This window comes from Streptomyces poriferorum (genome assembly GCF_019399235.1).
Lineage (GTDB): Bacteria > Actinomycetota > Actinomycetes > Streptomycetales > Streptomycetaceae > Streptomyces > Streptomyces poriferorum.
Window position 1 is genome coordinate 12,988 of the sequence record NZ_JAELVH010000062.1, and the last position, 26,585, is coordinate 39,572.

The window sequence follows — 26,585 nt, forward strand, 5'->3', positions numbered from 1 at the left end:
TGGTCTGTCACTCGACCGAATGAGAACCGGCCCGCACCAATCCGCGGCGCGACCGGCAACGAACCACATCCGAAAGGCATGGCCACCCCTCCGTGACGGAACGAGGAGCGGCCGGTGCCGGTGAGCCGAGGAGGGCGTTATGACAGACAGGCGGCGACGCACGGCCGTCGTGGGGAGCGGGGTGGCGGGACTGACCGCCGCCCACATCCTGCGCAGGGCGCACGACGTGACGCTGTTCGAGGCGGACGACCGGGTGGGCGGCCACGCGCACACCCACGACCTGCCCGCGTCCGACGGCCGGATCCACCGCGTGGACTCCGGCTTCATCGTGCACAACCGGCGCACCTATCCGCATCTGCTGCGGCTCTTCGCGGAACTCGCCGTCCCGACACAGGAGTCGGAGATGAGCATGTCCGTACGGTGCGAGGGATGCGGCCTGGAGTACGCGGGCGCCCGCGGACCGGCCGGTCTCCTGGCCCGGCCGGCCACGGTCCGCGACCCCGCCTATCTGCGGATGCTGGCCGCCGTGCCCCGCTTCCACCGGGCCGCCCGGCGGCTGCTGGAGGACGGCGGCCCGGACGCGGACACGATGACGCTCGGCGACTTCGCGGCACGCGGCAGGTTCTCCCCCTACTTCACGGCCCACTTCCTGACCCCCGTGGTCTCCGCGGTCTGGTCCTGCGACCCGGTGACCGCGATGCGCTACCCCGCCCGTTACCTCTTCCGCTTCCTCGACCACCACGGGATGCTCACCGTCGGCGGATCCCCGGTGTGGCGGACCGTCACCGGCGGATCGGCCGCCTACGTCGACCGGGTCACCAAGCAGCTCGACGCCGTCCGCACGTCGACCCCGGTCCGTACCGTTCGCCGTCACGCGGACGGAGTCGACCTCGTCACCGCCGACGACACCACGGAGCCGTTCGACTCCGTCGTCATCGCCACCCACCCCGACCAGGCGCTGCGCATCCTCGCCGATCCGACCGACGAGGAGACCCGCACCCTGGGCGCCTTCCGCTACTCCCGCAACCCCACCCTGCTGCACACCGACACCCGGCTGCTGCCCGGCGCCCGAGGCGCCCGCGCCTCGTGGAACTACCTGATGCCGTCCTGCTCCGCCGACGCCGCCCACGTCACCGTCAGCTACGACATGAACCGGCTCCAACGCCTCGACGCACCCGAGACCTTCGTCGTCACACTGAACGGGGCCGACCGCGTCGCCCCCGGCCTGGTCCGCGCCCGCATGGTCTACGAGCACCCCGTCTTCACCCCCGGGTCCGTCGCCGCGCAGACCCGGCTGCCCGCCCTCTCCGGCCCCGTCACCGCCTACGCGGGGGCTTACCACGGCTGGGGCTTCCACGAGGACGGCTGCCGCTCGGGGGCCGAGGCCGCCGCCGCACTGGGGGTGGACTGGTGAACGCCCTCTACCCGTGCACGATCACGCACGTACGGACCGCGCCCAGCAGATACGCCTTCCGGCACCGCACCTACCTGTGGCTGATCGACCCGGACGAGCCCCCGCCGCTGCCCCGGGCCCTGCGCCCGCTGGCCGGCTTCGACGCGCGCGACCACTTCGGCGGTACGGCCCCGACCATCCGGGCCGGCCTCGACCGCTTCCTGGCCGCCCACGGCATCGACATCGCCGACGGCTCCGTGCGGATGCTCACCCAGGCCCGGGTGCTGGGCCACGTCTTCAACCCGCTGACCGTCTACTGGTGCCGCCGCGCCGACGGCACCCCGCTCTGCACGGTCGCCGAGGTCCACAACACGTACGGCGAACGCCACTGCTATCTGCTGCGTCCGGACGGCTCCGGGCAGGCGGACACCGGCAAGGAGTTCTATGTGTCGCCGTTCTTCGGCACCGACGGCGACTACCGGATGCGGCTGCCCGAACCCGGCCCCCGGCTCACCCTGACGATCCATCTGGAACGCGCCGGCACCCGGCCCTTCACCGCCACCGTCCGGGGCGTACGACGGCCGGCCGCCCCGGCCCAGCTGCTCCGCCTCGCCGTCCGCCACCCCTGGTCCACGGCCGTCGTGTCGGCCGCCATCCGGCTGCACGGCATCCGCCTCCTGCTGCGCGGACTGCGCGTACAGCCCCGTCCCCACCACCGCACTCAGGAAGGAATGCAGTGAGCGTGTCCACGTCCCACTCCCCGTCCCACTCCGCCCCGCCTCCCGTGGACACCACCACGGGTGCCGGCCCCGGGGGCCGGGCCGGCCTCCTGCCGCCGCCCCGTGCCTCCCGGCTGCGGACCGCCGTCGCCGAACGGCTCGTCCGCCGCGCCCTGGCCCGTCTCCCGCTCCGGGTCCGCCTGGCGGGACACGAGGACCTCGGTCTCGGCGGCCCGCTGATGGACGTGAGCGACCCCGCCACGTTCTTCCGCCGCATCGGAGCCGACGGACTGATCGGCTTCGGGGAGTCGTACATGGCGGGCGAGTGGGACTCGCCAGACCCGGTGGGGGTCCTGACCGTCCTCGCCGACCAGGTCGCCACCCTGATCCCGCCGCCCCTCCAGCGGCTGCGCGGACTCTGGGCCCGCCGCCGCCCCGCCGGACAGCTCGGCACGCAGGAAGGCGCCCGCGACAACATCAGCCACCACTACGACCTGTCCAACGAACTCTTCGCGCTCTTCCTCGACGAAACGCTCAGCTACTCCGCCGCCCTCTTCCGCGGCTTCCCCGCCGAGCCCGCGCTCCTGCCCGCCGCCCAGCACCGCAAGATCGACCGGCTGCTCGACCTCGCCGCGGTCGGCCCCGGCACCGAACTCCTGGAGATCGGCACAGGATGGGGCGAACTCGCCATCCGTGCCGCGGCCCGCGGCGCCCGAGTCGTCTCCGTCACGCTCTCCCAGGAGCAGCGGGACCTGGCGCGCCGCCGGATCAGGGACGCCGGATTCGAGGACCGCGTCGAGGTCCGGCTCTGCGACTACCGGGACGTCGACGGGGTGTACGACGCGGTCGTCAGCGTCGAGATGATCGAGGCGGTAGGCGCGGACTTCTGGCCCGTCTACTTCCGCACCCTGGACCGGCGGCTGGCCCCCGGCGGACGGATCGCCCTCCAGGCCATCACCATGCCCGACGACCGGATGCGGGCCGGCCGGAACACCTACACCTGGATCCAGAAGTACATCTTCCCCGGCGGACTCCTTCCCTCCGTCGAGGCCATCGAAGAGGTCACGGCCGCACACACCGCTCTGCGCGTCGAGCGCTGCGACGACTTCGGCACGCACTACGCCGAGACCCTGCGCCTGTGGCGTGAACGGTTCACCGAACGGGCCGCCGATGTCGACGCCCTCGGCTTCGACGCCACCTTCCGGCGTATGTGGACCTTCTATCTGGCCTACTCCGAAGCGGGATTCCGCTCCGGCTACCTCCATGTGCAGCAGATGCTGCTGACCCGTCAGGAAACGGCGTGATGACACTCACCGGCAAGTGGGCGGCCACCGGCGCCGCCCAGCGGCTCGCACCCCTCGTCGAGCAACTGCTCGGCGGCGAACTCCCGGTCAGGGTACGGATGTGGGACGGCAGCGAGACGGGGGCCGCCGACGGCCCCCTGGTCCATGTCCGCTCCCGCCGGGCGCTGCGCCGGCTGCTCTGGGCACCGGGCGAACTCGGTCTCGCCGAGGCGTACATCTCAGGAGACGTCGACATCGAGGGGGACCTCGCCGACGGGTTGCGGGCGATGCGCCACGCGGTGCGCGAGCGGGGCCTGCGACCGCCGCGCCCCGGGGCCGGCGACCGGCTGCGCGCCGTCGGCACCGCGCTGCGCATGGGGGCCGTCGGCCCCCGGCCGCCGGTCCCCGCCGCCCGGGCCGGACTCCACGGCGTCCTGCACAGCAAGGCCCGCGACCGGGCCGCCATCAGCCACCACTACGACCTGTCCAACGCCTTCTACGCGCTGCTCCTCGACGAGACCATGGCCTACTCGTGCGGCTACTGGACGAGCGACGCACCCGGCTACGGCCCCGCCGACGCGCAGCGCGACAAACTGGAACTGATCTGCCGCAAGCTGGCCCTGCGCCCGGGCTCGCGGCTGCTGGACATCGGCTGCGGCTGGGGATCGCTGACGCTGTACGCCGCACGGCGGCACGGTGTCCGTGTCACCGCCGTCACCCTGGCCCGGGAACAGGCGGCGTACGTCCGGCAGCGGGTGGCCGAACAGCACCTGGAGGACCTGGTCGAGGTCCGCTGCTGCGACTACCGCGACATCGGCCGCGCACCCGGCCATGAGGGCGGGTACGACGCGGTGTCCACCGTCGAGATGGGCGAGCACGTCGGCGACGCGCAGTACCCGGCCTTCGCCGGGACGCTGCACGGCATGCTGCGGCCGCGGGGCCGGGCGCTCGTCCAGCAGATGTCGCGGGGGCGCGGGGCCCCGGGCGGCGGGGCGTTCATCGAGTCGTACATCGCGCCCGACATGCACATGCGGCCCCTCGGAGAGACAGTGGGCCTGCTGGAGGGCGCGGGACTCGAAGTGCGTGACGTGGACGGGCTGCGCGAGCACTACGTCCTCACCGTCGACGCGTGGCGGCGCACCCTGGAGGAGCGCCGGGCGGAGTTCGTCGCGCTCGTCGGCGAGGAGACTGTGCGGGTGTGGCGGCTCTATCTGGCGGGTGGCGCCCTCGCCTTCGAGGAGCGGCGCATGGGCGTGGACCAGATCCTCGCCGTGCGGCCGGACGAGACCGGTTCGGCCGGGATGCCGCTCAGCCGTGCCGGCTGGTACACGGGTGCCGCGGAGGTCCCTGCCGCCCGTCACGGGGAGACGGCCGGAGCCATCGGATGAGCGGCTTCTCCTGGGCGGCGTTCGCGCAGGGCCTCGCACCCTGCGCGGGTGCCGCCCTGGCCGTCATGCTCGCCACCTTCGCCGTCGGCCTCCACAAGGGTGTGCACCGGGTCGTCGACGTGGCCTGGGGGATCGGGTTCGCCGTCGTCGCCCTGGTCTCGTACGTCCTGTCGGCGGGTGAGGGCGACGACGGCCGACGGTTGCTGGTCGCGGTGCTCACGGCGGTCTGGGGGCTGCGTCTGGCAGGGCACATCGCCCACCGGGGCCGGGGCCACGGCGAGGACCCGCGCTACGAGGCGATGCTCGCCAAGGCGCCGGGCAACCCCGATCTGTACGCCCTGCGGAAGGTCTACCTGCTCCAGGGCGCCCTGGTCTGGCTGATCTCGCTCCCGGTGCAGGCGGCCGGGTACCTCACCGGACCGGTCGGGGGATGGGCCTGGGCCGGGGCGGCGTTGTGGGCCGTCGGGCTGCTGTTCGAGGGCGTGGGCGACCACCAGCTCGCCCGGTTCAAGGCCGATCCGGCCAACCGCGGGAAGATCATGGACCAGGGGCTGTGGGCGTGGACCCGGCACCCGAACTACTTCGGCGACTTCTGCGTGTGGTGGGGCCTGTTCCTGATCGTCTGCCAGGCGCCCGGGCCGGCCGCCGCCACGCTGGTCTCGCCCGTCCTGATGAGCTTCCTCCTCATCGGCGGCAGTGGGAAGGCGCTCCTGGAACGGCACATGGCCGAGCGGCCCGGGTTCGCCGCCTACCGGGCCAGGACCAGCGGCTTCCTGCCCCGCCCGCCGCGCCGCTGAGCAGTCCCGCCGCCGCGCCGCTGAGCAGCCCCGCCACGCCGCGCCGCTGAGCAGTCCCCGCCCGGCCTCTTCCCCGGAGGCCGGGCGGCGCTCAGGCCGGCAGGCTCATCAGTGCCAGCGGGGCCGACGTCGGCTGCGCCGAGCCGCCCGCGGGTTCGACGGTGACGCCCATGCCCGTGGCGCCGTCCACCGGCCCGTCGAGCAGGGTCGCGTACGTCGTGGGCGAGTCGCCCGACGCGCGCATCAGGCCCGCCGAGCGCATCGTGCCGCCGTCGTCGAACCACAACTGGTAGACCTTGCCACCCGGAGCCTCGGCCAGTCCCGAGGCCAGGAACACGGCACGGTCCTGGCTCTCGGAGACCACCACGGTGCCCGTCGCGCCGTCCTCCAGCGTGCCGGACCGTGACTTCGCGTCGGGTGCGGCGAGGACCTGGACGAGCCGCGTGTTCGCCTCCTGCGCGGCGCGGGCCTCCTGCCGGGCGTCCTGCGCCACCTGGTTCTGCCAGGCCGCGACGCCGCCGAAGGCCGCCGCGGCGGCCAGGCTCGCGGCGAGCGCGAACGCCGGCCACCGCCGGGTCCTGCCCGCGCCGTGCTGACCGGTGGCCCCCGGCCGGGTGCGGCGGCCACCGGGCGGCGGCTCCTGACGTACGGTCGCGATCTCGCGCAGCACCCGCTCGCGCAACTCCCGCGAGGGCGCGGCGGACACGGCGAGCCCCAGCCGGGTCGCGGTCTCCGAGAACTCGAGCACCTCCACGGAGCAGGCCGCGCAGTCGCCCAGATGCCTCTCGAACTCCCGGCGTTCGGGCTCCGGGAGGGCGTGCAGGGCGTAGGCCCCGGTCAGTGTGTGAAGTCCGGCGTCGCTCATGCGCTCACCCCGAGGCAGTCGCGCAGCCGGATCAGCCCGTCGCGCAGTCGAGTCTTGATCGTTCCCAGCGGTGCCGCGAGCAGCTCCGCCACCTCGCGGTAGGTCAGCCCCCGGTAGTACGCCAGGGTGACGGACTCCCGCTGCAGTTCGGAGAGCGTCCGCATGCAGCGGCGGACCTGCTCCCGCTCCAGCCGGGTCTCCACCTGTTCGGTGACGTCGTCGAATGCGGGGGTGCGGTCGAGCAGGGCGGCCTTGTGCTCACGTGCCGTCGTGGCCTCCACCGAGCGGACCCGGTCCACCGCCCGGTGATGGGCCAGCGTCAGCACCCAGTTCATGGCGCTCCCGCGGGCGGCCTGGAAGCGAGGCGCCGTACGCCAGACCTCGACCAGGACCTCCTGCGCGACCTCCTCGGACTGGGCCGGGTCACGCAGCACGCTGCGCACCAGTCCGAGTACGGGCCCGCACACCGCCTCGTACACCTGGGAGAAGGCGTCCTGATCGCCCCGGGCGACCATCCCCAGGAGTTCCTGGAGATCAGGGCCCGCCGAGGCCAGTCCGCTGATGTGCACGGCTTCTTTCACGCGGGCGTCCTCCCAGGATGCTCATCGGTCTCGTGGGGTGATTCGGAGCCGAAGGCGGCGCGGATTGGTCAGGTGACCGAAATCCTCGCACCCGCGCGAGACCCCCGTGCGAGACCGCCCGTACGAGATCACCTGTACGAGATCACCCGCGCGAGACCGCCCGGAGGAGGTCGCCCGGACGAGACCACTCGGACCGTTCCTCAGCGGCCCGCCGCTACATCGTCCGCCCGGTCCGGGAGCCCGCTTCCGGACCGGGCCCCGCGGGTCCGGACCGCGCGCAGCACCAGGAAGAGCAGCAGTCCGAACGGCGAGAGCAGAATCGTCAGCACCAGCAGCGGGCCCGTCACCAACGGAGGGATCCCCAGCCGACGGCTCTCCAGGAACATCCACTGGCCCAGCAGCAGGTCCCAGGCGATGACCTGGGCCCACACCGCTCCCGCCCCGTTCGCCAGCGCGGTCAGATCACGGAACGTGTCGATGTCCGGGCTGCTCACCGCCGTCCAGAGCTCGGGAAACACCGGGAGGGCCATCGCCAGGTACACGGCGAGCACCGGCAGGACGGTCAGCGGCGAGGCGGCGATCCGGGCCGTGACCGCCCGGCCCGGCAGGAAGATCATGAGCAGCCAGAACGGTGCCGCGAGGATGAACGAGATCTCGAACAGTGCACCGGTCATGATGCGAGCTCCTTCGTGGTGGAGGGGGAGAGGCGCGCCTCGGGACGCCCCCGCAGCGCGCCGCAAGTACCGGCGGCGGTGGCGGCCAGGACGACCGCGGCGGCTGTGAGGGTCACGCCGTCGGGACGGACCAGCGGCTGGCCGCGCAGCGCCTGCCAGGCGACCAGGGCGGTGACCGCGGCATAGGCGCCGGAGGCGACTCTCACCAGGCGCAGCCGGACCCCGGGGTCACGCAGCCGGACGAAGCGCGGCGCCAGCGCCACCAGGGTGAGCAGGAGGAGCGGGAGCAGCTGGAGTGCGTGCATCCCCACGAAGTGCGGGATGCGTAGATCGCCGCCTGTCGTCGACCAGCCGGTCAGCGGCATCGAGGGCCCGCCGTCCGGTACGCCCACCGCGTGGGCGCCCACCACATCGGCCGTGTCGAGGTTCCCGGCCGCCCGCTGCTCCTTGGAGGGCCGCGTCATCAGGAAGCCGAAACCGGCCCCCACCAGGGCCAGCAGCACACCCGAGCGGATGGCCCAGGCGGAGGCGCGGTCGGCGATGCGGGCGCGCAGCAGGAGGATCGCGATGACCAGCGTGCCGGCCCAGAGGATGACCACTGTGGCGCCCATCACGGCGAACAGCGACGAGTCGAACGGTGTCGCGTGGTTGAAGTGACTGCGCTTCCCGCGGACGACCTGCCCGATGATGATCGCCATCTCGACCAGGCTGGCGACCGCGACCACGGTCCCGGCCCACCAGCCGGTGCGCCGGCCCCGGGTGAGCAGCGTCAGCATCCAGGCGAGCGCGAGGGCGTACACCACGAACGAGACCGCGAACTTGAAGGGTTTGAACCAGATCGCCGAGCCCGCCAGGACCCGGTCGTCGACCAGCAGGCCCACGCCGGAGACGACTGTCGTCACGGCCATGGCGGCGGCGAAGAGGACTAATGGACGGTGCCAGGTACGCCAGTGCGGCATGAGATCCCCCTGAGATGGACATGGATAGTGGCACTTCCCGCTATCCGATAGTGGAACTATCTAGGATGGGAGACGGGTTGGCAAGCGGGATGAAGGAGAACGCGCGGTGCGCATCGGCGAGTTGAGTCGCAGGTCCGGGGTTCCGGTACCGACGATCAAGTTCTACGTACGGGAGGGGCTGCTGCCGGCCGGACGGTTGACCAGCCCGAATCAGGCGAGCTACGACGACGGGCACGAGCGCAGGCTCCGGCTGATCCGCGCGCTGCTGGACGTCGGGGGGCTCCCGCTGGCGGCCATCGGGGAGGTGCTCCGGGTGATGGAGGACCCGGAGCAGCCGTTGTTCGACGTGCTGGGCGCGGCGGCGAAGAGCATCGCGCCGTCGCGGGGTGGCGATCCCGGGTCCGAACTGGAGGACGCCCGCGAGGATGTCGCGGAACTGCTGAAGCGCAAGGGCTGGCTGTGCGAGGCGGGCAGCCCCGGCGGGGAGTCCCTGGCCGAGGTGCTGGTGGCGCTGCGCCGGGCCGGCCACGGCAGCTTCGTGGAACTGCTCGACGACTACGCGGCGGCCGCCGAAGAGGTCGCGCGCGCCGACCTCGACTACGTCGGGCGCCGTGTGGCGCGGGAGGACCTGGTGGAGGGCGTGGTCGTCGGCACGGTGCTCGGTGAGGCGATGTTCGCCGCCCTGCGCCGTCTCGCGCATGTCGACGCGTCGGCGCGGGCGTTCGGCGAGGAGGCGCGCGGCTGAGTCCGCGGCGCGGTGGTGGGGTTACGGGTTACGGGGTGCGCGCGACCGGGTCCGCGGTGCGGTCGCGAGGGCGGGCGCGACCGTGCCCCGGTCCGAAGGGGCCGGGGCACAGTGCCGTTCGTCGCCAGGCGCTACGCGGCGCTCTCCTGCTCGCGCTCCACCTGCGCGTTCCACTCGCGCTTGACGGAGCGCCAGGTGTCGTCGTTCTGGCCCAGCCGCCAGTAGCCGGAGATCGACAGCTGCGGCAGCGGGATCCCGCGGTCGAGCCGCAGGTGGCGGCGGATCTCCTTGATGAAGCCGGCCTCGCCGTGAACGAAGGCCTGGACGTCGCCCGCGGGGAACTCCAGCTCCTTCACCGCGGCGGTGAGGGCCTCGCCCACCGGGCGTTCACCCCGGTGGAGCCAGGTGACCTCGACGCCGTCAGGGGACGCGATCTTCTGCTCCTCCGAGGCGTCCGAGACCTCGATGAACGCGTGCACCACCGCACCGGCGGGCATCTGCTCCAGCGCCGCGGCCACGGCCGGCAGTGCGCTCTCGTCGCCCACCAGAAGGTGCCAGTCGGCCGAGGCGTCGGGGCCGTAACCGCCGCCGGGGCCCAGGAAGGTCACCTGGTCGCCCGCTGCCGCGCGGGCCGCCCACGGACCTGCGAGGCCCTCGTCACCGTGCACCACGAAGTCGATCGCGAGCTCCCGGACGGCCGGGTCCCAGGAGCGCACCGTGTACGTACGCGTCGTGGGCCACAGCTCGCGCGGGTACTCCTCGCGGATGCGGGCCATGTCGAAGGGGTGTGCGTAGTCGGCGCCCTCGGGGGCGAAGCACAGCTTGACGTAGTGGTCGGTGAAGCCGGACAGCGCGAAGTCGGCGAGACCGTCACCGCCGAGCACCACCCGGATCATGTGCGGGGTGATCTGCTCGGTGCGCAGGACCTGCGCACCCTGCGCCGTGGGTGCCTGCCGCGCCGGTCGTTCTGCCACGAGGTTGTCTCCCTGCTCCGGGTATCGGACCGATGGCCCATACATGCGACCATCGGTCTTAGGGTTACCTAACCTAACACCTCGGGTGAAGAGGTGTGGAGGCAATTAACCGCCGGACATCAACCGCTCGGCGCACCGCCCAATGCCACCGCGCAGCGCCACCGCTCAATGCCACCGCGCAGCGCCACCGCTCAATGCAGCCGCTCAGGTGGCAAGGGCGGTGAGGAGGCGTTGCAGAGCCCCGCCCAGTCCCCACTGGTCCGCAAGTGCTTCGAGTGTCGCGGGGTCCCGGGGTTCGGTGGGCAGTGCGGGGTCGAACTCCGGCAGGGGTACGTCACCGGCGACCCGGACCACGGTCGGCGCGACGGCCACGTAGTCGCGGGCCTCGTCGAGCCGCTTGCGCTGCGAGGGTGTCAGCTTGGCGGCCGGATCGTCGACCGCTGCCATGATCCCGGCCAGATCGCCGAACGCGTCCAGCAGCTTGGCCGCGGTCTTCTCGCCGATGCCGGGAACGCCCGGCAGTCCGTCGCTCGGGTCGCCGCGCAGCAGCGCCAGGTCGACGTAGCCGGAGCCGGCCACCCCGTACTTCTCGCGGAGCCACGCCTCGTCCGTCATCTGGAGGGTGCCGACGCCCTTCAGCGGGTAGAGCACCCGCACCCCGCGGGCGTCGTCCACCAGTTGGTAGAGGTCCCGGTCGCCGGTGACGATGTCGACCGGGCCGGTCGCCAGGCCGGTCAGCGTGCCGATCACGTCGTCGGCCTCGTATCCCGCGACGCCGACCCGGGCGATGCCCAGGGCGTCGAGGACGTCCGCGATCACCGGCACCTGCGGGGCCAGCGTGTCGGGCGTCTCCTCCTCGTCGGGCAGCCCCGCGTCCGTCTCCACGGCGACGCGGTGCGCCTTGTACGAGGGGATCAGGTCGACCCGCCACTGCGGCCGCCAGTCCGCGTCCCAGCAGGCGACCAGGTCGTCCGGCCGGTGGTCCTGCACGAGGCGGCCGATGAAGTCCAGCAGTCCGCGCACGGCGTTGACGGGTGTCCCGTCCGGCGCGCGCACCGAGTCGGGCACCCCGAAGTAGGCGCGGAAGTAGAGGGAGGCGGTGTCGAGGAGCATCAGGCGTCGCGTCACACCCCGATGATGCCGCACCCCACTGACACCGGCCGCCGCGGACGCGGTTCCCCAACCCGTGCCGCTCTTTTATGACCTGGGTCACTCTTGTGTTTGCCCTGTGTAAGTGGGGGCAGGCGCGCCATCGGAGCGGACCACGTCGCATTTTCAACTAGTGCACGTGCCATGCGGACCGAATCCGCACCGCTCCACGGTCTGCCGGAGGGGGTGGCAGACCGTTTTCGGTTCAACGCGTGAGGTGTATGTGTCAAGGCTGCAAGCCGAACACTTGTACAAAGTTTTCGGCAGACGACCCGATCAAGCCGTACGGAAGCTCGAGAGCGGCACGGACCGTGAAGCGCTGCGCGCCGACGGAACGACCGCAGCGGTGATCGATGCATCGTTCACCGTGGAACCGGGCCAGATCTTCGTCGTGATGGGTCTGTCCGGGTCCGGCAAGTCCACGTTGCTGCGCATGCTCAACGGGCTGCTGGAGCCCACCGCCGGCCAGGTGCTCTTCGACGGCCAGGACCTGACCGCCCTGAGCGCCGCCGAGCTGCGCCATGTCCGCTCCACCAAGATCAGCATGGTGTTCCAGCACTTCGCGCTCTTCCCCCACCGGAGCGTCCTGGAGAACGCCGCCTACGGCCTGGAGGTGCAGGGTGTGCCGCGCGCCGAGCGCAACCGCCGCGCCACCGAGGCACTGGAGATGACCGGTCTCGCCGGCTGGGAGAAGTCCTGGCCCGACGAGCTCTCCGGCGGCATGCAGCAGCGCGTCGGCCTGGCCCGCGCGCTCGCCACCGACGCCGACCTGCTCCTGATGGACGAGTCCTTCAGCGCGCTCGACCCGCTGATCCGCCGCGACATGCAGGACCAGCTCCTGGAGCTGCAGAAGAGGCTGAAGAAGACCATCGTCTTCATCACCCACGACCTCAACGAGGCCATGCGCCTCGGCGACCGCATCGCGGTGATGCGCGACGGCGAGATAGTCCAGCTCGGCACCGCCGAGGACATCCTCGTCACCCCGGCCAACGACTACGTCGCCTCCTTCACCCAGGACGTCGACCGCTCCCGGGTGCTGACCGCGGGCGCCATCATGGCCGAACCGCACACGGTGATGGGCACCACGACGGACGACGGCAGGGAACTGCGTACGCCCGCCGACGTGCTGCGGGAGGCACCGGCCACCGTCGCCGAGTCCACCCCGATCATCGAGCTGTTCACGCCCTGCTCGCAGAGCGGGGTCGCGGTCGCCGTGACCGACGACAAGGGCAAGCTCGTCGGCGTCGTGCCGAGGGCCCGGCTGCTCGCCGTGCTCGGTGAGCCGATGACCCCGACCGAGGCTCCCCAGGACGCCAAGGCCTCCCTTAAGAAGGTGGCCAGTGTTTAGGCTCCATCTCGGCGACTGGGTCGACTCCGCCGTCGACTGGCTCCAGACCCATCTGGCCTGGCTCTTCGACGCCATCAGCTCCGTGGTGAGCGGCATGTTCGACGGCATCGCCGCCGTGCTCTCCGCTCCCGCCCCCCTGCTCTTCGCGGGCATCGTCGCCGTCATCGCCTGGTGGCTGCGCGGCCTGCTCGCCGGTGTGCTCGCGTTCGTCGGCTTCGCCCTCATCGACTCGGTCGAGTTGTGGGACGAAGCGATGGACACCCTCACCCTGGTGCTCGTCGCGACCATCGTGACGCTGGTCCTGGCCATCCCCCTCGGTATCTGGGCGTCCCGCTCGAAGACCGTCAGCGCGGTGACCCGGCCGGTCCTCGACTTCATGCAGACCATGCCCGCCATGGTCTACCTGATTCCGGGCGTCATCTTCTTCGGCGTCGGTGTCGTCCCCGGGATCATCGCCACCATCATCTTCGCGCTGCCCCCGGGCGTCCGGATGACCGAGCTCGGCATCCGCCAGGTCGACGGTGAACTCGTCGAGGCGGCCGAGGCCTTCGGCACCACGTCGCGCAACACCCTGCTCCGGGTGCAGCTGCCGCTCGCGCTGCCCACGATCATGGCGGGCATCAACCAGGTCATCATGCTGGGCCTGTCCATGGTGGTCATCGCCGGCATGGTCGGCGGCGGCGGCCTCGGCGGCTCCGTCTACCGCGCCATCGGCAACGTCGACGTGGGCCTCGGCTTCGAGGCCGGTGTCTCCATCGTCGTCCTGGCGATGTACCTGGACCGCATGACCAGCGCCCTGGGCCGCGAGGTCTCCCCGCTCGCCCGCCGCGCGCTCGCCAAGGCGCAGGCGGTGACCGGCGGGCTGAAGGTGTGGAACTACCGCCCGCAGCCCGTCGTCGCCCTGGTCGGCATCGTGGTCCTCGCGCTCGTCGCCGGCGGCATGGGCATGTTCGGTTCCTCGGACAAGGACAGCACCGCGGGCTCGGACCCCAAGAACATCGGGGCCGGCAAGAAGATCAGCATGGGTTACATCCCGTGGGACGAAGGCATCGCCTCCACCTTCCTGTGGAAGGAGATGCTGGAGCAGCGCGGCTTCGAGGTCGACGTCAAGCAGTACGAGGCCGGCGCGCTGTACACCGGTATGGCGGGCGGTCAGATCGACTTCGAGACCGACTCCTGGCTGCCGGTCACCCACGCCTCGTACTGGAAGAAGTACAAGGACCGCCTGGAGGACATGGGCTCCTGGTACGGCCCCACCTCTCTGGAGCTCGCCGTCCCCTCGTACGTGAAGGGCGTCGACTCCCTCGACGACCTGAAGGGCAAGGCGTCGGACTTCAAGGGCCGGATCGTCGGCATCGAGCCGAGCGCCGGTGAGACGGGCCTGCTCAAGGACAAGATCCTGCCGGGCTACGGCCTGGACAAGGAGTACAAGGTCGTCGACGGTTCCACGCCGGCCATGCTGGCGGAGCTGAAGCGGGCGTACGCCAAGAAGGAACCGATCGTCGTTCCTCTCTGGTCGCCGCACTGGGCCTACAACCAGTACGAGCTCACCAAGCTCAAGGACCCCAAGAACCTCTGGGGCAAGGGCGACGGGATCCACACGCTGACCCGCAAGGGTTTCGCGGCCGACAACCCCGAGGTCGGCAACTGGCTCAAGAACTTCAAGATGACCGAGGACCAGCTCACCAGTCTTGAGGCGCAGATCCAGAAGAGCGGCTCCGGCAAGGAGCAGGAGGCCGTCCGCACCTGGCTGAAGGCCAACCCGGGCGTCGCCGACAAGTGGACCCCCGTCAAGAAGGCCACCACCTCCAAGGGCGCCAACGGCAAGGACGAGCGCGACCGCGCCGTCGAGATGGCCTGGTTCCCCTGGGAGGAGGACATCGCCGCCACGTACCTGTGGAAGGCCGTCCTGGAGGACCGCGGTTACAAGATCAACCTCAAGCAGTTCGAGGTCGGACCGATGTACGCCGCGATGTCCCGCGGCCAGATCGACGTGCAGTTCGACGGCTGGCTGCCGTACACCCAGAAGAACTACTGGGACAAGTACGGCACCAAGCTGACCGACATCGGCTCGTGGTACGGCCCGACCTCCATCGAGATCGCGGTGCCCGACTACGTCAAGGACGTGAAGTCCCTGGCGGACCTGAAGGGCAAGGGCTCGCAGTTCAACGGCCGGATCATCGGCATCGAACCGGGCACCGCCACGATGGAGAACCTCAAGAAGAACGTGCTGCCGGGCTACGGCCTGGACAAGGAGTACAAGGTCGTCGACGGCTCCACTCCGGCGATGCTGGCCGAGCTGAAGCGCGCGTACGCCAAGAAGGAGCCCATCGCCGTCGTGCTGTGGACCCCGCACTGGGCGTACAGCGAGTACAAGATGACCAAGCTCCAGGACCCGAAGAAGGCGTTCGGTGACGGCGACCGGCTGCACACCATCGCCTCCAAGGAGTTCCCGCAGAACTACCCGCAGCTGACCAAGTGGTTCAAGGACTTCAAGCTCAGCGAGGACCAGCTCGCCGGCCTGGAGAACCAGATCCAGAAGCGCGGCGCGGGGCACGAGGAGGAAGCCGTGAAGGCCTGGATGGATATGAACCCGGGCATCGCGGACAAGATGGCTCCCACGCAGTAACAGCGGCAGCGGCCCCATCGGGGGCACGTCACGCGAAGGGGTGGGCACCGCCGGTGGCGGTGCCCACCCCTTTCGGGCTGTCGGAACGTCCCTATACCGGCCTTCCTCGCCCAACGGTGTGCGTAAGGTGCTCGCAACCGGAAGGATGGCGAGTCGGGAGGGAGCCGGACATGGACGACAAGGAAACACTCCGGGTGGGTGCCGCGGTCCGCCGACAGCGCAGATCCCTGGGACTCACCCTGGCCGCGGTCGCCGCGCGCAGCGGCCTGTCCGTGCCGTTCCTCAGCCAGATCGAGAACGAGCGGGCCAGACCCAGTGCCCGTTCCCTGGACCGGGTCGCCGAAGCCCTGGAGACCACCACCGCGCGCCTGCGCGCTGCGGCGGACTCGGCTCGCGCGGTCGATGTCGTGCGCGGAGGCGAGGAGGAAGGCGTGCGCAGGGTGGTGCGCGGCCGCCATCAGCTCAGTGCCCTCGAATTCACCGGGGAGCTCGACCTGGGGCGCGAGTTCCAGCACCGCAACGACGAGGTGATGTACGTCGCGGAGGGCGCCGCCGAGGTCGAGGCCGAGGGCCAGGCCTACCGGCTGGAGCGCGGCGACACCCTGTTCCTCTCGGGCGGGGTGCGCCACCGCTGGCGCGCCACCGTTCCCGGCACCCGGCTGCTGTTCGTCGCCGTCGCCGAGCACATCGACGCCACCTTCGACCCGCGGCGCTGAGGGCCAGGGGCCCCGGTCACGCGGCCCCTGCCGTCACCGGCGCGGCGCCCCGCGGCGCCGCGAGCAGCTCCCCGCCGATCAGTCCGCGCACGGTCCGCGCCCCGGCCACCGCCCAGGCCGCCACCAGCAGCACGTACAGGGCCACGGCCAGCCAGGTGAACGCCGCCAGACCGGTGTGCCGGGCCAGACCGGCGGCCCCCGTCACACACGTACCGACGGGGAAGGTGAAGCCCCACCACGTCATCGCGAACGTCATCCCGCCCCGCGCCGCCCGCACCACGAGGGCGCCGGACAGGGTCAGCCACAGCAGTGCGAACCCCATGACCGGCACCCCGTAGAGCACCGCGAAGGCACCGAGCGCGGAGGCGTACGGTGCCTGGATCGCACCCGGCGCCACATCGGCCAGCGCGTTGACCGCGGTCGTCGACTGGCCCAGCGGGCCGAGCACCAGGAACAGCGTGGGTGTCAGCACGAGCGGCAGCGGCCCTCGGTGGACGAGCCGGGCGAAGACCAGCGGCAGCATCACCAGCGTCGCCAGCAGACTCATCCCGAACATCGCGTAGCAGGCGAGGAGCAGCGCCTCCCGCCACTGGCCCGCCGGAAGCTCCGTCACCAGCAGCGGCCCGAGCGCGGCCGACACCATGGGCGCCACCACGGGCAGCAGCCACACCGGGGACGCGCTGCCCGGCTCCGTCCGGTGGCGCACGATCATCAGATACGGGATCACCACGGCGGCGGCCAGCCCTGTCAGGGTGCCCGCGGTGTACAGCAGCACATCCAGGGCGAGCGCCGCCCGATGTCCGATCACATCCTTGCCGACCACCATCCCGGACCCGCCGACGGCCAGCAGCGCCATCGAGAGACAGCCGTAGAACGGTGCGACCGCCGGGTCCAGCAGATGCGCCCGGGCCTGGTCGCGGTGGGCCGCCCAGTGTCCGGCGCGGGCCGCGAGGACGGCGGCGAGCAGGAGGGCGGAGAGCACCCACACCGCCGCGCAGGCCGCCCGCAGCCCGGGCACGTGCACGGGCAGGGCTGCGCCCGCACTCGCCACGATCGCGGTGCCCATGACGGTCGCGTACCAGTTCGGGCCGAAGTGCCGCAGGGACGGCCGCCGGGCGGCGGCCGAGTACGGGGGAGCGGTGCGGGTCTGCGGAAAGATGGCCATGCCACGATTCTCGGCACCCGGACCGTCCCCCACCAGGGAGTCCCGGCCTATGAGGTCATAAGGTGGACTTATGACCAGCGACGCTCCCGCACTCCTCTCCCACCGGGTACCCGATCTCGGCGCCCTGGAGCTGCTCCTCGCCGTCGCCAGGCACGGCAGCCTGGGACGGGCCGCCCGGGACGTCGGCATCACCCAGCCCGCCGCCAGCAGCCGCATCCGCTCGATGGAACGACAGCTGGGCCTCGCCCTCCTCGACCGCTCGCCCCGCGGTTCCCGTCTCACCGACGCGGGAGCGCTCGTCACCGACTGGGCGCGCCGGGTCGTCGAGGCCGCCGAGGCGTTCGACGCGGGCGCGCAGGCCCTGCGGGACCGCCGCGACTCCCGGCTGCGGGTCGCCGCGTCCATGACCATCGCCGAATACCTGCTCCCGGGCTGGCTGATCGCCCTGCGCGGTGCACGGCCCGACACCGCGGTCTCGCTGCTCGCCGGCAACTCCGCGCTGGTCGCCCAGCGGCTGCTGACCGGCGAGGCGGATCTCGGCTTCGTCGAAGGCCTGTCCGTGCCGGAGGGGCTCGACGGCACCGTCATCGCGCACGACCGCCTCGTCGTCGTGGTCGCCCCCTCGCACGCCTGGGCCCGCCGCCGCACCCCGCTGACCCCGCGGGAGCTGGCCGTGACACCGCTGATCCTGCGCGAGCGCGGCTCCGGCACCCGCCAGGTCCTGGACGCCGCCCTCGCCGTGCACGGGGGACTGGCCCAGCCGCTGCTGGAGCTCTCCTCCACCACGGCGGTGAAGGGGGCGGCGGAGAGCGGTGCCGGCCCGTGCGTCCTGAGCGAACTGGCCCTCGGCGAGGAACTCTCGGCCCGGCGGCTGGTCAAGGTCCCGATCGCCGGGGTCCGCCTGCGCCGTCAGCTCCGCGCCGTCTGGCCCGCGGGCCACCGCCCCACGGGCCCGGCCCGCGACCTGCTCTCCCTGACGCGGTCGAACCCGTCCGGTGACTGAGGGGCGCGGCCGCAGCCGCAGCCGCCGGCAATCCGCCGGCCCGCCCGCGGGCCGCGCCGGAAGGATGGGCGCATGACCATGACCGCACCGACCTGCTGACGATGCTGCCGTGCGTGGCGGCCCAGGGCGGCCCCGACCCGGAGGCCACCTTCACCGCCCACCCGCTCGGCAGGGACGCGGACCCTGCCCGGGTCACCGCCGTGCTCGCCGCGCCGGCCGGCTGCTTCGTCGCGCACTCGCTGCACCCGGACCCGCCGGGCCTGCCGGCGCTCCGGGCGTTCCGGGCGGCCCGGGGCGCGGCTGCGGTGGCCTGGCTGAGGCGCCGGCTCGCCGGGTGACGGGACCGGAGGCCGCGGGCCGTGGCCGCGGTCTCACCGCCGCGCCACGTAGTAGACGTTCAGGATGTCGCCCTCGACCCGCTGGGTGTCGATCCGGCCGAATCCCGCCTCGCCGAGCATCTTCCGGGCGGTCTGCTCACCCCATACGGTGCCCAGACCCTCACCGCCCTCGCCCAGCGACACGCTCATGCAGTAGAACACCGAGAAGGTGTACAGCGCCGGGCCCAGCGGGTGGTCGATGTTCTCCTCCAGACGGCTGGACGCCGCGATGTCCCCCATCAGGAACACACCGTCCTCGGCCAGCGCGGCGGACACGCAGGCCAGCGTGCGGGCCGGCCGGGCCAGGTCGTGGACGACGTCGAACGCCGTGATCAGGTCGTACGAGCCCGACACCTCGGCGCAGTCGCCGATGTCGAAGGCTGTGTTGGCCAGCCCCAGCGCGGCGGCCTCGGCACGCGCGGCGGCGATGCCCTCCTCGGACATGTCCAGCCCCTGGAAACGGCTCGCCGGGAAGGCCCGGGCCAGGACGTTGACCGCGTGACCGTGACCGGTACCGATGTCCAGCACCTCGATGCCCGAGCGGAGCCGCTCCGTGAGACCGGGCACCAGCGGAACGATCCCGTTCACGAGAGCCAGGTCGAAGACCTCACCGGACTCCTCCGCCTGAAGACCCTGGAACCGCGGATACGCCGAGTACGGCAGCCCGCCCCCGGTACGGAACGCCTCCAGCACCTGCTGCTCGACCTCGCCCATCATGCCGAAGTCCTGCGCGATCCTGGCCAGATTGTCCGGCCCGGCCGCCCGTGTCAGCGAGGCGGCGTGCTCGGGCGGCAGCGCGTACGTGCCCTGCCCGGGCTCGTAGTCGACGAAGCCGCCGACGACCATCGCGCCCAGCCACTCCCGGACGTAACGCTCGTTCAGACCGGCGGCCCGCGCGATCTCCGCACTAGTGGCGGGCGCCATCCTGGCCATCTCGTCGAACAGACCGCTCTGGTGACCCAGGCCCGCCATCAGACCCAGGCAGGTGTCGTTCACCACCTGGACCATGCGGCCCGCGAACGCTTCCTGCTTCACCGCATCCGGTGCTGTGACGGACATCGTTCCTCCTCTCGGTGCCGGGCCACGAGAAGGAGGCGGGACGGACGGACGGCCGCGCTCACGGCGGGCGGCCCGACGAGACGGCGACGCATACTCTTCTCGCCACGCTACGCCGCACGGGCGCCGGTGGCCGCCCGGGCCGGAGGCCGTTTCCGCGGGTCCGCCGAGCGCACACCGCCTCAGCCCGCCGCCGCCACCAACGCCCCCATCACCCGCACGTCGTCGCCCATCTCCGGATGCCACTGCACCCCGAGCACCCACCCCGGCCCCGGCAGCTCGACCGCCTCCACCGTGCCGTCCGCCGCGCGCGCCGAGACCACCAGCCCCGCGCCCAGCCGGTCCACGGCCTGGTGGTGGTAGGTGGGTACGTCGCAGGGGCCGGGCGCCACCGAGGCGTACAGCGTCCCCGCGACCGGAGTCACCGTGTGCGTACCGAGCACACCGGTCGTCCCGTCCGGCCCCGTGTGCCCGTCCAGATGCTGCGCCAGCGTGCCGCCGAGCGCCACGTTCAGCAGCTGCATCCCGCGGCAGATCCCGAGCAGCGGCGTGCCCGACTCCAGCGCCGCCCCGATCAGCGCCGCCTCCCAGCCGTCCCGCTCCGGCGCGGGCGGCCCGGTCCGCGGGTCGCGCTCCGCCCCGTACCGCGCGGGATCCACATCGGGCCCGCCCGCCACCACCACCGCGTCGAGCCGGGCCAGCACCGACGCCGCACACTCCGGCTCGTCCGGCGGCAGCAGCACCGCCACCCCGCCCGCCTCCCGGACCAGCCGGGCGTAGCCGGCGGGCAGGAGCGTCGCCGGAAGGTCCCAGACGCCCCAGCGCGCCGAAGCCACCAGATAGGTACTGATCCCGATCACAGGACGGTTCATCGGACGCCTCACTTCACTCGCACGGCACGCGGAACGAACCGGCACCGTATCCAAATCCCTTGCCCCGCCCGTAGATTTGGATCATCTGTCGGCCCGCGAGGAGAGGATCCATCCGTGTCCGACCGAACAGCCCCGCTCGCCGTCGAGGAACTCCGCCTCCTCGTCGACAGCGGTGAGATCGACACCGTGGTCCTGGCCTTCCCCGACATGCAGGGACGCCTCCAGGGCAAGCGCTTCGCCGCCGCCTTCTTCCTCGACGAGGTCGTCCGGCACGGCACCGAGGGCTGCAACTACCTCCTGGCCGTCGACACCGACATGAACACCGTCGACGGGTACGCCATGTCCTCCTGGGACCGCGGCTACGGCGACTTCGCCATGCACCCCGACCTCACCACCCTGCGCATGGTGCCGTGGAACGAGGCCACCGCGATGGTCACCGCAGACCTCGCCTGGGCCGACGGCTCACCCGTCACCGCCGCGCCCCGCCAGATCCTGCGCCGCCAGCTGGAACGCCTCGCCGAGCACGGCTACACGGCCCACGTCGGCACCGAGCTCGAGTTCATCGTCTTCAAGGACACCTACGAACAGGCCTGGGACCGCGGCTACCGCGACCTGACGCCGGTCAACCAGTACAACGTCGACTACTCCGTCCTCGGCACCGGCCGCGTCGAACCGCTGCTGCGCCGCATCCGCAACGAGATGGCGGGCGCGGGACTCACCGTCGAGTCGGCCAAGGGCGAGTGCAACCCCGGACAGCACGAGATCGTGTTCCGGTACGACGAGGCCCTGGTCACCTGCGACCAGCACGCCGTCTACAAGACGGGCGCCAAGGAGATCGCCGCGCAGGAGGGCGTCGCGCTCACCTTCATGGCCAAGTTCAACGAGCGCGAGGGCAACTCCTGCCACATCCACCTCTCGCTCCGCTCCACCGGCGCGCCCGGACGCAGCGTCATGGCGGACACCGACGGCACCATGGCCCCGGTGATGCGCCACTTCCTGGCCGGCCAGCTCGCCGCCCTGCGCGACTTCTCGCTCCTGTACGCGCCGAACATCAACTCCTACAAGCGCTTCCAGCCGGGCTCCTTCGCCCCGACCGCCGTCGCCTGGGGCCACGACAACCGCACCTGCGCCCTGCGCGTCGTAGGCCACGGCCAGTCCCTGCGCCTGGAGAACCGCCTTCCCGGCGGCGACGTCAACCCGTACCTCGCCGTCGCCGGACTCGTCGCCGCGGGCCTGTACGGCATCGAGCACGCCCTGGAACTCCCCGAACCGTGCGAGGGCAACGCCTACGCCGCCGCGTACGACCACGTCCCCACCAGCCTGCGCGATGCGGCCGGACTCTGGGAGCACAGCGAGATCGCCCGCGAGGCCTTCGGCGACGAAGTCGTCGCGCACTACCGCAACATGGCACGCGTCGAACTCGACGCCTTCGACGCAGCGGTGACCGACTGGGAGCTCCGACGCTCCTTCGAACGCCTGTGAGGACCCTCTTGACCCGCGAGCACCAGGTACTGAACCCGGCGACGGAGGAACTCCTCGCCACCGTCCCCGCCACCACGGCGGCCGAGGTGCACACCGCCGTCGGCCGCGCCGCCGCGGCCCAGCAGGTCTGGGCCGCGCTCGCCCCCGCCGACCGGGCCCGGCTGCTGCGCCGGTTCGCCGTCGCCGTCGACTCCCGCACCGAGGAACTGGCCCGGCTGGAGGTGCGGGAGGCCGGGCACACGATCGGCAACGCGCGCTGGGAGGCGGGCAACGTCCGCGATCTGCTCGACTTCGCCGCCGGGGGAGTGGAGCGGCTCAGCGGCCGGCAGATCCCCGTCCCCGGCGGCATCGACCTCACGCTGCTCGAACCCCTCGGCGTCATCGGGGTGATCGCCCCGTGGAACTTCCCCATGCCGATCGCCGCCTGGGGGACGGCCCCCGCCCTCGCCGCGGGCAACGCCGTGATCCTCAAACCCGCCGAGACCACCCCGCTGACCGCGCTCCGGCTCGCGGAGCTCGCCCGGGAGGCAGGCCTCCCCGAACACCTCTTCCAGGTGCTGCCGGGCGCCGGCGACGAGGCCGGCAACGCGCTGGTCGAGCATCCCGGAGTCCCCAAGATCGTCTTCACGGGCTCCACCCGCGTCGGCAGACAGATCATGGCCAAGTGCGCCGAGCACGTGAAGCGGATCACCCTCGAACTCGGCGGCAAGAGCCCCAACATCGTCTTCGCCGACGCCGACCTCGAAGCCGCCGCTGCCGCCGCCCCGCTGTCCTTCCTGGACAACGCCGGGCAGGACTGCTGCGCCCGCACCCGGATCCTCGTCCAGCGCTCCGTGTACGACCGCTTCCTGGAACTCCTCGCCCCGGCCCTCGCAGCGGTGGTCGTCGGCGACCCCGCCGACGAGAAGACACAGATGGGCCCGCTCATCTCACGTACCCAGCTGGAACGGGTACGGGCCTACGTCCCCGAGGACGCCGCCGGGCTCCGCGGCAGCGCGCCCGGGGGCCCCGGATTCTGGTTCCCGCCGACCGTCCTCACCGGTGTACCCGCACACGCGCCCGTCGCCACCGAGGAGGTCTTCGGACCGGTCGCCGTCGTCCTGCCCTTCGAGGACGAGGCGGACGCCGTCCGGCTCGCCAACGCCACCGACTACGGCCTCGCGGGCTCTCTCTGGACCCGCGACGTGGGACGCGCGCTGCGCGTCGCGCAGGCCGTCCGCGCGGGCAACCTCTCCGTCAACTCCCACTCCGCGGTCCGCTACTGGACCCCGTTCGGCGGCTTCAAACAGTCCGGCCTCGGCCGCGAACTGGGCCCGGACGCCCTCACCGCCTTCACCGAAACCAAGAACGTCTTCCTCAGCACGGAGGCCTGAACGGTATGACCACGGACAACGGGAACATCTGCCGCCGCCTCGTAGGCCGCACCGCCGTCATCACCGGCGCCGGCAGCGGCATCGGCCTCGCCACCGCCCACCGGCTCGCCTCCGAGGGAGCGCACGTGGTCTGCGGAGACATCGACGAGACCGCGGGCAGGGCGGCCGCCGAAGCGGTCGGCGGCATCTTCGTACGCGTGGACGTCACCGACCCCGAACAGGTCGAGGCACTGTTCAAGGCGGCGTACGACACCTACGGCTCCGTCGACATCGCCTTCAACAACGCGGGCATCTCACCGCCCGACGACGACTCCATCCTCACCACCGGACTGGAGGCGTGGAAGCGCGTCCAGGACGTCAACCTCACCTCCGTCTACCTGTGCTGCAAGGCGGCCCTGCCCTACATGCGGCGCCAGGGCCGGGGCTCGATCATCAACACCGCCTCCTTCGTCGCCAGAATGGGGGCGGCGACCTCCCAGATCTCGTACACCGCCTCCAAGGGCGGCGTGCTGGCGATGTCGCGCGAGCTGGGCGTCCAGTTCGCCCGCGAGGGCATCCGGGTCAACGCCCTGTGCCCGGGGCCGGTGAACACCCCGCTGCTCCGGGAACTCTTCGCCAAGGACCCGGAGCGCGCGGCCCGCCGGCTCGTGCACATTCCGCTCGGCCGGTTCGCCGAGGCGAACGAGATCGCGGCCGCCGTCGCGTTCCTGGCGAGCGACGACTCCTCGTTCGTCAACGCCACCGACTTCCTCGTCGACGGCGGGATCTCCGGGGCGTACGTCACACCGCTGTAGGGCCCCTGCGCCGGGAACCTAAGGTGGGGCGATGAGCAACGCGACACCGCCCGGCTGGTACCCGGACACGGCCGCCCCCGGCAACGAGCGGTGGTGGGACGGGGCGGGCTGGACCGCCCACACGCGCCCGTCCGCCACCGTGATCCAGCGGCCCGTGCCCGGCCGGGGCGACGGCGGGGCCGGCGCCTCGGCTGCCAGGACCGTCGCGCTCGTGGCCACCGGTGTGGCGGTCGTCGTGGTGGCCGTGACGGGCGCGATGCTGCTCAACCGGGGCGACGGCACCGAACCCACCGCGCCCCGGTCGGACCGTTCCGCCCCGAGCTCCGCCGACACCGCCGACGGAGCCCCCGGCGACGACAGTCCGTCGCCGGACCCCTCAGCGGCCGGCGAGGACCCCGACGTGCTCGTCGACCAGCTCAACGGCATCACGCTGCCGATCCCGGACGGCTGGGAGCGGGTCGAGCATCCCGTCGACGAGATGCTCACGATGCGTACGGCCGACTCCGAGGCCTACTACTGCCCCGGTACCTCCTCCGCACTCTGCTATCACGGCACGGTGACCGTCCGCACCGCAGGCGGCACCGACCCCGCCACGCCCGAGGCGATCGCCAAGAAGGACATCGTCGCCGCGGCTGACCGGGCATATGAGGAGGACATCATCGGCCGGCCCATCCACGGCGGCATCATGTCCCACCGTCAGATCGCCGCCGGCCCGGTCAGCGTCGCCGGACGCACCGGATACCAGGTGCGCTGGCGGGTCGTCACCGGCAAGGGGCCGGGCGGCTATGTGCAGTCGCTCGTCTTCCCGTCAGCCGTCGGCAGCGAGTCGCCCGTCGTCGTGCGCTACGCCTTCGACGCCGGGCCCGACGGCGTGCCACTCGCCCTCATGGACACCCTCACCCAGGGCATCCGGCCCCTCGGCGACAGCGAGACCGGCGGCGGCGTCGGCAGCTCCGTCGCCCCCTGAGGAGCCGGCGGGCGGCTCAGAGGAACGTACGGCCCTCGCCCCGGTACGTCGGCACGGTCGCCGTCACCCGGTCCCCCTCGATCAGCTGGAGCTCGTCGAACCGCTCGCACAGCTCACCGGCCTTCGCGTGCCTGAACCACACCTTGTCGCCGATCAGCAGATCGTCGGCCGCGGCGCCGAGCAACGGGGTCTGCACCTCGCCCGGGCCCTCCTGCGGGTCGTAGCGCAGGCCCTCCGGCAGATACGGGACCGGCAGCCGGTCCGCACCCGCGGCCCCGGACGCCGGATAACCGCCACCGAGCACCGTCACCACGCCCACCCCGGGCCGGCGCACCACGGGCTGGGCGAACAGGGCCGCCGGGCGCGCCGTGAACGAGGTGTAGTTGTCGAACAGCCGCGGCACGTAGAGGCCGGAACCGGCCGCGATCTCCGTGACCGCGGCCTCCGCCGCGGTGTGCTGCACGCTCCCGGTGCCACCGCCGTTCACGAACTCCAGGTCCGGCGCCACGGCCCGTACCGCCCGCACCACCTCGGCCCGCCGGGCCGCCAGCTCCCGGCGGCCCGTGGCCTGCATCAGCCGGATCGCCCGGGAGCGCAGCGGCCGGCCCGCGAGCGAGTCGCCGACCCCGGCGATATGCCCCTCGTACGCCATCAGCCCCACCAGCCGGAAACCGGGCCGGCGGGCGACGGACCTGGCCAGCTCCGCCAGTTGGGCGGGGGAGCGCAGCGGCGAACGCAGCGCCCCGATCCTGACCCGGCCGCCGAGCATCCGCAGCGAGGTGTCCAGCTCCAGACAGACCCGGATCTCCTCCGTGCCCCCCGCCCGCGCCGCGTCGATCAGTTCCAGCTGGGAGTGGTCGTCCACCATCACGGTCACGGCGGCGGCCAGTTTCGGGTCGGCGGCCAGTTCGGCGAAGGCCGAGCGGTCGGCCGAGGGATAGGCGAGCAGGACGTCCTCGAACCCGGCCCGCGCCAGCCACAGCGACTCGGCGAGGGTGAACGACATGATCCCGGCGAAACCGGGCCGCGCCAGCACCCGCTCCAGCAGCGCCCGGCAGCGCACCGATTTGCTCGCCACCCGGATCGGCTTCCCCGCCGCACGCCGGACGAGATCGTCGGCATTGGCGTCGAACGCCTCCAGATCGACGACGGCGATCGGGGCGTCGAGATGGGCGGTGGCCCGGTTGTAACGGGTCCGGTCAGCGGCGCGGGCAGTCATGGCCGCAGCTTGCCAGACAGCTGTACCGCTGGGTAGGGGGACGATCTGCGCAGATCG

Annotated in this window: 24 protein-coding genes and 1 pseudogene; 15 read left to right on the forward strand and 10 right to left on the reverse strand. The window is 72.1% G+C overall.

Annotation, left to right across the window (positions count from 1 at the left end; all coding sequences use genetic code 11):
* Positions 1 to 139: 139 nt before the first annotated feature.
* Genes JGS39_RS13835 through JGS39_RS13855 form a run of 5 tightly spaced genes read left to right on the forward strand, consistent with a single transcriptional unit; the run spans position 140 to position 5,580 of the window.
* Positions 140 to 1,414 carry an NAD(P)/FAD-dependent oxidoreductase gene (locus JGS39_RS13835; protein ID WP_219569219.1) on the forward strand — a complete coding sequence of 425 codons (1,275 nt, stop codon included), beginning with the start codon at positions 140 to 142 and terminating at the stop codon, positions 1,412 to 1,414.
* The gene (locus JGS39_RS13840; RefSeq protein WP_236063396.1) at positions 1,408 to 2,133 is read left to right on the forward strand and encodes a DUF1365 domain-containing protein; all 726 of its coding nucleotides are present in this window, start codon (positions 1,408 to 1,410) and stop codon (positions 2,131 to 2,133) included. The genes JGS39_RS13835 and JGS39_RS13840 overlap by 7 nt, the downstream gene beginning before the upstream one ends.
* A gap of 44 nt (positions 2,134 to 2,177) precedes the next feature.
* The gene (locus tag JGS39_RS13845; protein ID WP_306084544.1) at positions 2,178 to 3,416 is read left to right on the forward strand and encodes an SAM-dependent methyltransferase; all 1,239 of its coding nucleotides are present in this window, start codon (positions 2,178 to 2,180) and stop codon (positions 3,414 to 3,416) included.
* Positions 3,416 to 4,783, forward strand: coding sequence for a class I SAM-dependent methyltransferase (locus tag JGS39_RS13850; RefSeq protein WP_219569256.1), 1,368 nt, complete (start codon positions 3,416 to 3,418; stop codon positions 4,781 to 4,783). The genes JGS39_RS13845 and JGS39_RS13850 overlap by 1 nt, the downstream gene beginning before the upstream one ends.
* Positions 4,780 to 5,580 carry a DUF1295 domain-containing protein gene (locus JGS39_RS13855; protein WP_219569225.1) on the forward strand — a complete coding sequence of 267 codons (801 nt, stop codon included), beginning with the start codon at positions 4,780 to 4,782 and terminating at the stop codon, positions 5,578 to 5,580. The genes JGS39_RS13850 and JGS39_RS13855 overlap by 4 nt, the downstream gene beginning before the upstream one ends.
* A 91-nt stretch (positions 5,581 to 5,671) precedes the next feature.
* On the opposite strand, the gene JGS39_RS13860 is transcribed toward JGS39_RS13855, so the two are convergent.
* The 4 genes from JGS39_RS13860 to JGS39_RS13875 all read right to left on the reverse strand — a co-directional run bounded on the left by JGS39_RS13860 (position 5,672) and on the right by JGS39_RS13875 (position 8,659).
* The gene (locus tag JGS39_RS13860; protein WP_219569227.1) at positions 5,672 to 6,445 is read right to left on the reverse strand and encodes an anti-sigma factor; all 774 of its coding nucleotides are present in this window, start codon (positions 6,443 to 6,445) and stop codon (positions 5,672 to 5,674) included.
* Entirely contained in the window at positions 6,442 to 7,026 is a 585-nt protein-coding gene (locus JGS39_RS13865) for a sigma-70 family RNA polymerase sigma factor (protein WP_219569229.1), read from the reverse strand. Before JGS39_RS13865 ends, JGS39_RS13860 begins: the two co-directional genes overlap by 4 nt.
* Positions 7,027 to 7,226: 200 nt before the next feature.
* Complete coding sequence (locus JGS39_RS13870; protein WP_219569231.1) at positions 7,227 to 7,700, reverse strand: ABA4-like family protein; 474 nt, start codon at positions 7,698 to 7,700, stop codon at positions 7,227 to 7,229.
* On the reverse strand, positions 7,697 to 8,659 hold the full coding sequence (locus tag JGS39_RS13875) for a hypothetical protein (protein ID WP_236063388.1): 963 nt from the start codon (positions 8,657 to 8,659) through the stop codon (positions 7,697 to 7,699). Before JGS39_RS13875 ends, JGS39_RS13870 begins: the two co-directional genes overlap by 4 nt.
* Positions 8,660 to 8,765: 106 nt before the next feature.
* Between JGS39_RS13875 and JGS39_RS13880 the strand changes: the two genes are divergently transcribed.
* Complete coding sequence (locus JGS39_RS13880) at positions 8,766 to 9,404, forward strand: MerR family transcriptional regulator (RefSeq protein WP_219569233.1); 639 nt, start codon at positions 8,766 to 8,768, stop codon at positions 9,402 to 9,404.
* 131 nt (positions 9,405 to 9,535) lie between these two features.
* Here the strand turns inward: JGS39_RS13880 and JGS39_RS13885 are convergent, their stop codons facing one another.
* Positions 9,536 to 10,378: a siderophore-interacting protein gene (locus tag JGS39_RS13885; RefSeq protein WP_219569235.1), complete on the reverse strand. Its 843-nt coding sequence runs from the start codon at positions 10,376 to 10,378 to the stop codon at positions 9,536 to 9,538.
* 204 nt (positions 10,379 to 10,582) lie between these two features.
* Positions 10,583 to 11,491 carry a 5'-3' exonuclease gene (locus JGS39_RS13890; protein ID WP_219569260.1) on the reverse strand — a complete coding sequence of 303 codons (909 nt, stop codon included), beginning with the start codon at positions 11,489 to 11,491 and terminating at the stop codon, positions 10,583 to 10,585.
* 259 nt (positions 11,492 to 11,750) lie between these two features.
* On the opposite strand from JGS39_RS13890, the gene JGS39_RS13895 reads away from it, so the two are divergent.
* The 3 genes from JGS39_RS13895 to JGS39_RS13905 all read left to right on the forward strand — a co-directional run bounded on the left by JGS39_RS13895 (position 11,751) and on the right by JGS39_RS13905 (position 16,220).
* On the forward strand, positions 11,751 to 12,875 hold the full coding sequence (locus tag JGS39_RS13895) for a quaternary amine ABC transporter ATP-binding protein (RefSeq protein WP_219569236.1): 1,125 nt from the start codon (positions 11,751 to 11,753) through the stop codon (positions 12,873 to 12,875).
* Entirely contained in the window at positions 12,868 to 15,504 is a 2,637-nt protein-coding gene (locus tag JGS39_RS13900; protein WP_219569237.1) for an ABC transporter permease/substrate binding protein, read from the forward strand. Before JGS39_RS13895 ends, JGS39_RS13900 begins: the two co-directional genes overlap by 8 nt.
* 170 nt (positions 15,505 to 15,674) lie before the next feature.
* Positions 15,675 to 16,220, forward strand: coding sequence for a helix-turn-helix transcriptional regulator (locus JGS39_RS13905; protein WP_219569239.1), 546 nt, complete (start codon positions 15,675 to 15,677; stop codon positions 16,218 to 16,220).
* A gap of 16 nt (positions 16,221 to 16,236) precedes the next feature.
* Here JGS39_RS13905 and JGS39_RS13910 read toward each other — a convergent pair whose 3' ends face one another.
* A complete protein-coding gene (locus JGS39_RS13910) occupies positions 16,237 to 17,385 on the reverse strand; it encodes a TDT family transporter (protein WP_219569241.1) in 1,149 nt (382 codons plus the stop codon).
* Between the two features lie 70 nt (positions 17,386 to 17,455).
* Between JGS39_RS13910 and JGS39_RS13915 the strand changes: the two genes are divergently transcribed.
* The gene (locus tag JGS39_RS13915; RefSeq protein WP_219569242.1) at positions 17,456 to 18,388 is read left to right on the forward strand and encodes a LysR family transcriptional regulator; all 933 of its coding nucleotides are present in this window, start codon (positions 17,456 to 17,458) and stop codon (positions 18,386 to 18,388) included.
* Between the two features lie 35 nt (positions 18,389 to 18,423).
* Positions 18,424 to 18,726: pseudogene (locus JGS39_RS13920) on the forward strand (aminoglycoside phosphotransferase family protein); the annotation flags it as partial.
* 33 nt (positions 18,727 to 18,759) lie between these two features.
* Here the strand turns inward: JGS39_RS13920 and JGS39_RS13925 are convergent.
* Together JGS39_RS13925 and JGS39_RS13930 are read right to left on the reverse strand one after the other, a co-directional pair.
* Positions 18,760 to 19,824 (reverse strand): class I SAM-dependent methyltransferase, encoded by a 1,065-nt coding sequence (locus JGS39_RS13925; protein ID WP_219569243.1) that lies wholly within the window; start codon positions 19,822 to 19,824, stop codon positions 18,760 to 18,762.
* A gap of 179 nt (positions 19,825 to 20,003) precedes the next feature.
* Positions 20,004 to 20,693 (reverse strand): gamma-glutamyl-gamma-aminobutyrate hydrolase family protein, encoded by a 690-nt coding sequence (locus JGS39_RS13930; protein ID WP_219569244.1) that lies wholly within the window; start codon positions 20,691 to 20,693, stop codon positions 20,004 to 20,006.
* Between the two features lie 114 nt (positions 20,694 to 20,807).
* Between JGS39_RS13930 and JGS39_RS13935 the strand changes: the two genes are divergently transcribed.
* The 4 genes from JGS39_RS13935 to JGS39_RS13950 are packed head-to-tail and all read left to right on the forward strand — an operon-like array spanning position 20,808 to position 25,309.
* Entirely contained in the window at positions 20,808 to 22,175 is a 1,368-nt protein-coding gene (locus JGS39_RS13935; RefSeq protein ID WP_219569246.1) for a glutamine synthetase family protein, read from the forward strand.
* Positions 22,176 to 22,183: 8 nt separating this feature from the next.
* On the forward strand, positions 22,184 to 23,548 hold the full coding sequence (locus JGS39_RS13940; RefSeq protein WP_219569248.1) for an aldehyde dehydrogenase family protein: 1,365 nt from the start codon (positions 22,184 to 22,186) through the stop codon (positions 23,546 to 23,548).
* Positions 23,549 to 23,553: 5 nt separating this feature from the next.
* Complete coding sequence (locus JGS39_RS13945) at positions 23,554 to 24,342, forward strand: 3-oxoacyl-ACP reductase (protein WP_219569250.1); 789 nt, start codon at positions 23,554 to 23,556, stop codon at positions 24,340 to 24,342.
* Between the two features lie 31 nt (positions 24,343 to 24,373).
* Positions 24,374 to 25,309 carry a DUF2510 domain-containing protein gene (locus tag JGS39_RS13950; protein ID WP_219569252.1) on the forward strand — a complete coding sequence of 312 codons (936 nt, stop codon included), beginning with the start codon at positions 24,374 to 24,376 and terminating at the stop codon, positions 25,307 to 25,309.
* Between the two features lie 16 nt (positions 25,310 to 25,325).
* Here JGS39_RS13950 and JGS39_RS13955 read toward each other — a convergent pair whose 3' ends face one another.
* Complete coding sequence (locus JGS39_RS13955) at positions 25,326 to 26,528, reverse strand: amino acid deaminase/aldolase (protein ID WP_148016182.1); 1,203 nt, start codon at positions 26,526 to 26,528, stop codon at positions 25,326 to 25,328.
* Between the last annotated feature and the right edge of the window lie 57 nt (positions 26,529 to 26,585).

What these genes read in the sequence shown, in the direction of transcription:
- JGS39_RS13835 (WP_219569219.1), top strand. Translation starts at nt 140, where the DNA reads ATGACAGACAGGCGGCGACGCACGGCCGTCGTGGGGAGCGGGGTGGCG.
- JGS39_RS13850 (WP_219569256.1), top strand. Translation starts at nt 3,416, where the DNA reads ATGACACTCACCGGCAAGTGGGCGGCCACCGGCGCCGCCCAGCGGCTC.
- JGS39_RS13855 (WP_219569225.1), top strand. Translation starts at nt 4,780, where the DNA reads ATGAGCGGCTTCTCCTGGGCGGCGTTCGCGCAGGGCCTCGCACCCTGC.
- JGS39_RS13860 (WP_219569227.1), bottom strand. Translation starts at nt 6,445, where the DNA reads ATGAGCGACGCCGGACTTCACACACTGACCGGGGCCTACGCCCTGCAC.
- JGS39_RS13870 (WP_219569231.1), bottom strand. Translation starts at nt 7,700, where the DNA reads ATGACCGGTGCACTGTTCGAGATCTCGTTCATCCTCGCGGCACCGTTC.
- JGS39_RS13875 (WP_236063388.1), bottom strand. Translation starts at nt 8,659, where the DNA reads ATGCCGCACTGGCGTACCTGGCACCGTCCATTAGTCCTCTTCGCCGCC.
- JGS39_RS13890 (WP_219569260.1), bottom strand. Translation starts at nt 11,491, where the DNA reads ATGCTCCTCGACACCGCCTCCCTCTACTTCCGCGCCTACTTCGGGGTG.
- JGS39_RS13905 (WP_219569239.1), top strand. Translation starts at nt 15,675, where the DNA reads ATGGACGACAAGGAAACACTCCGGGTGGGTGCCGCGGTCCGCCGACAG.
- JGS39_RS13910 (WP_219569241.1), bottom strand. Translation starts at nt 17,385, where the DNA reads ATGGCCATCTTTCCGCAGACCCGCACCGCTCCCCCGTACTCGGCCGCC.
- JGS39_RS13915 (WP_219569242.1), top strand. Translation starts at nt 17,456, where the DNA reads ATGACCAGCGACGCTCCCGCACTCCTCTCCCACCGGGTACCCGATCTC.
- JGS39_RS13925 (WP_219569243.1), bottom strand. Translation starts at nt 19,824, where the DNA reads ATGTCCGTCACAGCACCGGATGCGGTGAAGCAGGAAGCGTTCGCGGGC.
- JGS39_RS13930 (WP_219569244.1), bottom strand. Translation starts at nt 20,693, where the DNA reads ATGAACCGTCCTGTGATCGGGATCAGTACCTATCTGGTGGCTTCGGCG.
- JGS39_RS13945 (WP_219569250.1), top strand. Translation starts at nt 23,554, where the DNA reads ATGACCACGGACAACGGGAACATCTGCCGCCGCCTCGTAGGCCGCACC.
- JGS39_RS13950 (WP_219569252.1), top strand. Translation starts at nt 24,374, where the DNA reads ATGAGCAACGCGACACCGCCCGGCTGGTACCCGGACACGGCCGCCCCC.
- JGS39_RS13955 (WP_148016182.1), bottom strand. Translation starts at nt 26,528, where the DNA reads ATGACTGCCCGCGCCGCTGACCGGACCCGTTACAACCGGGCCACCGCC.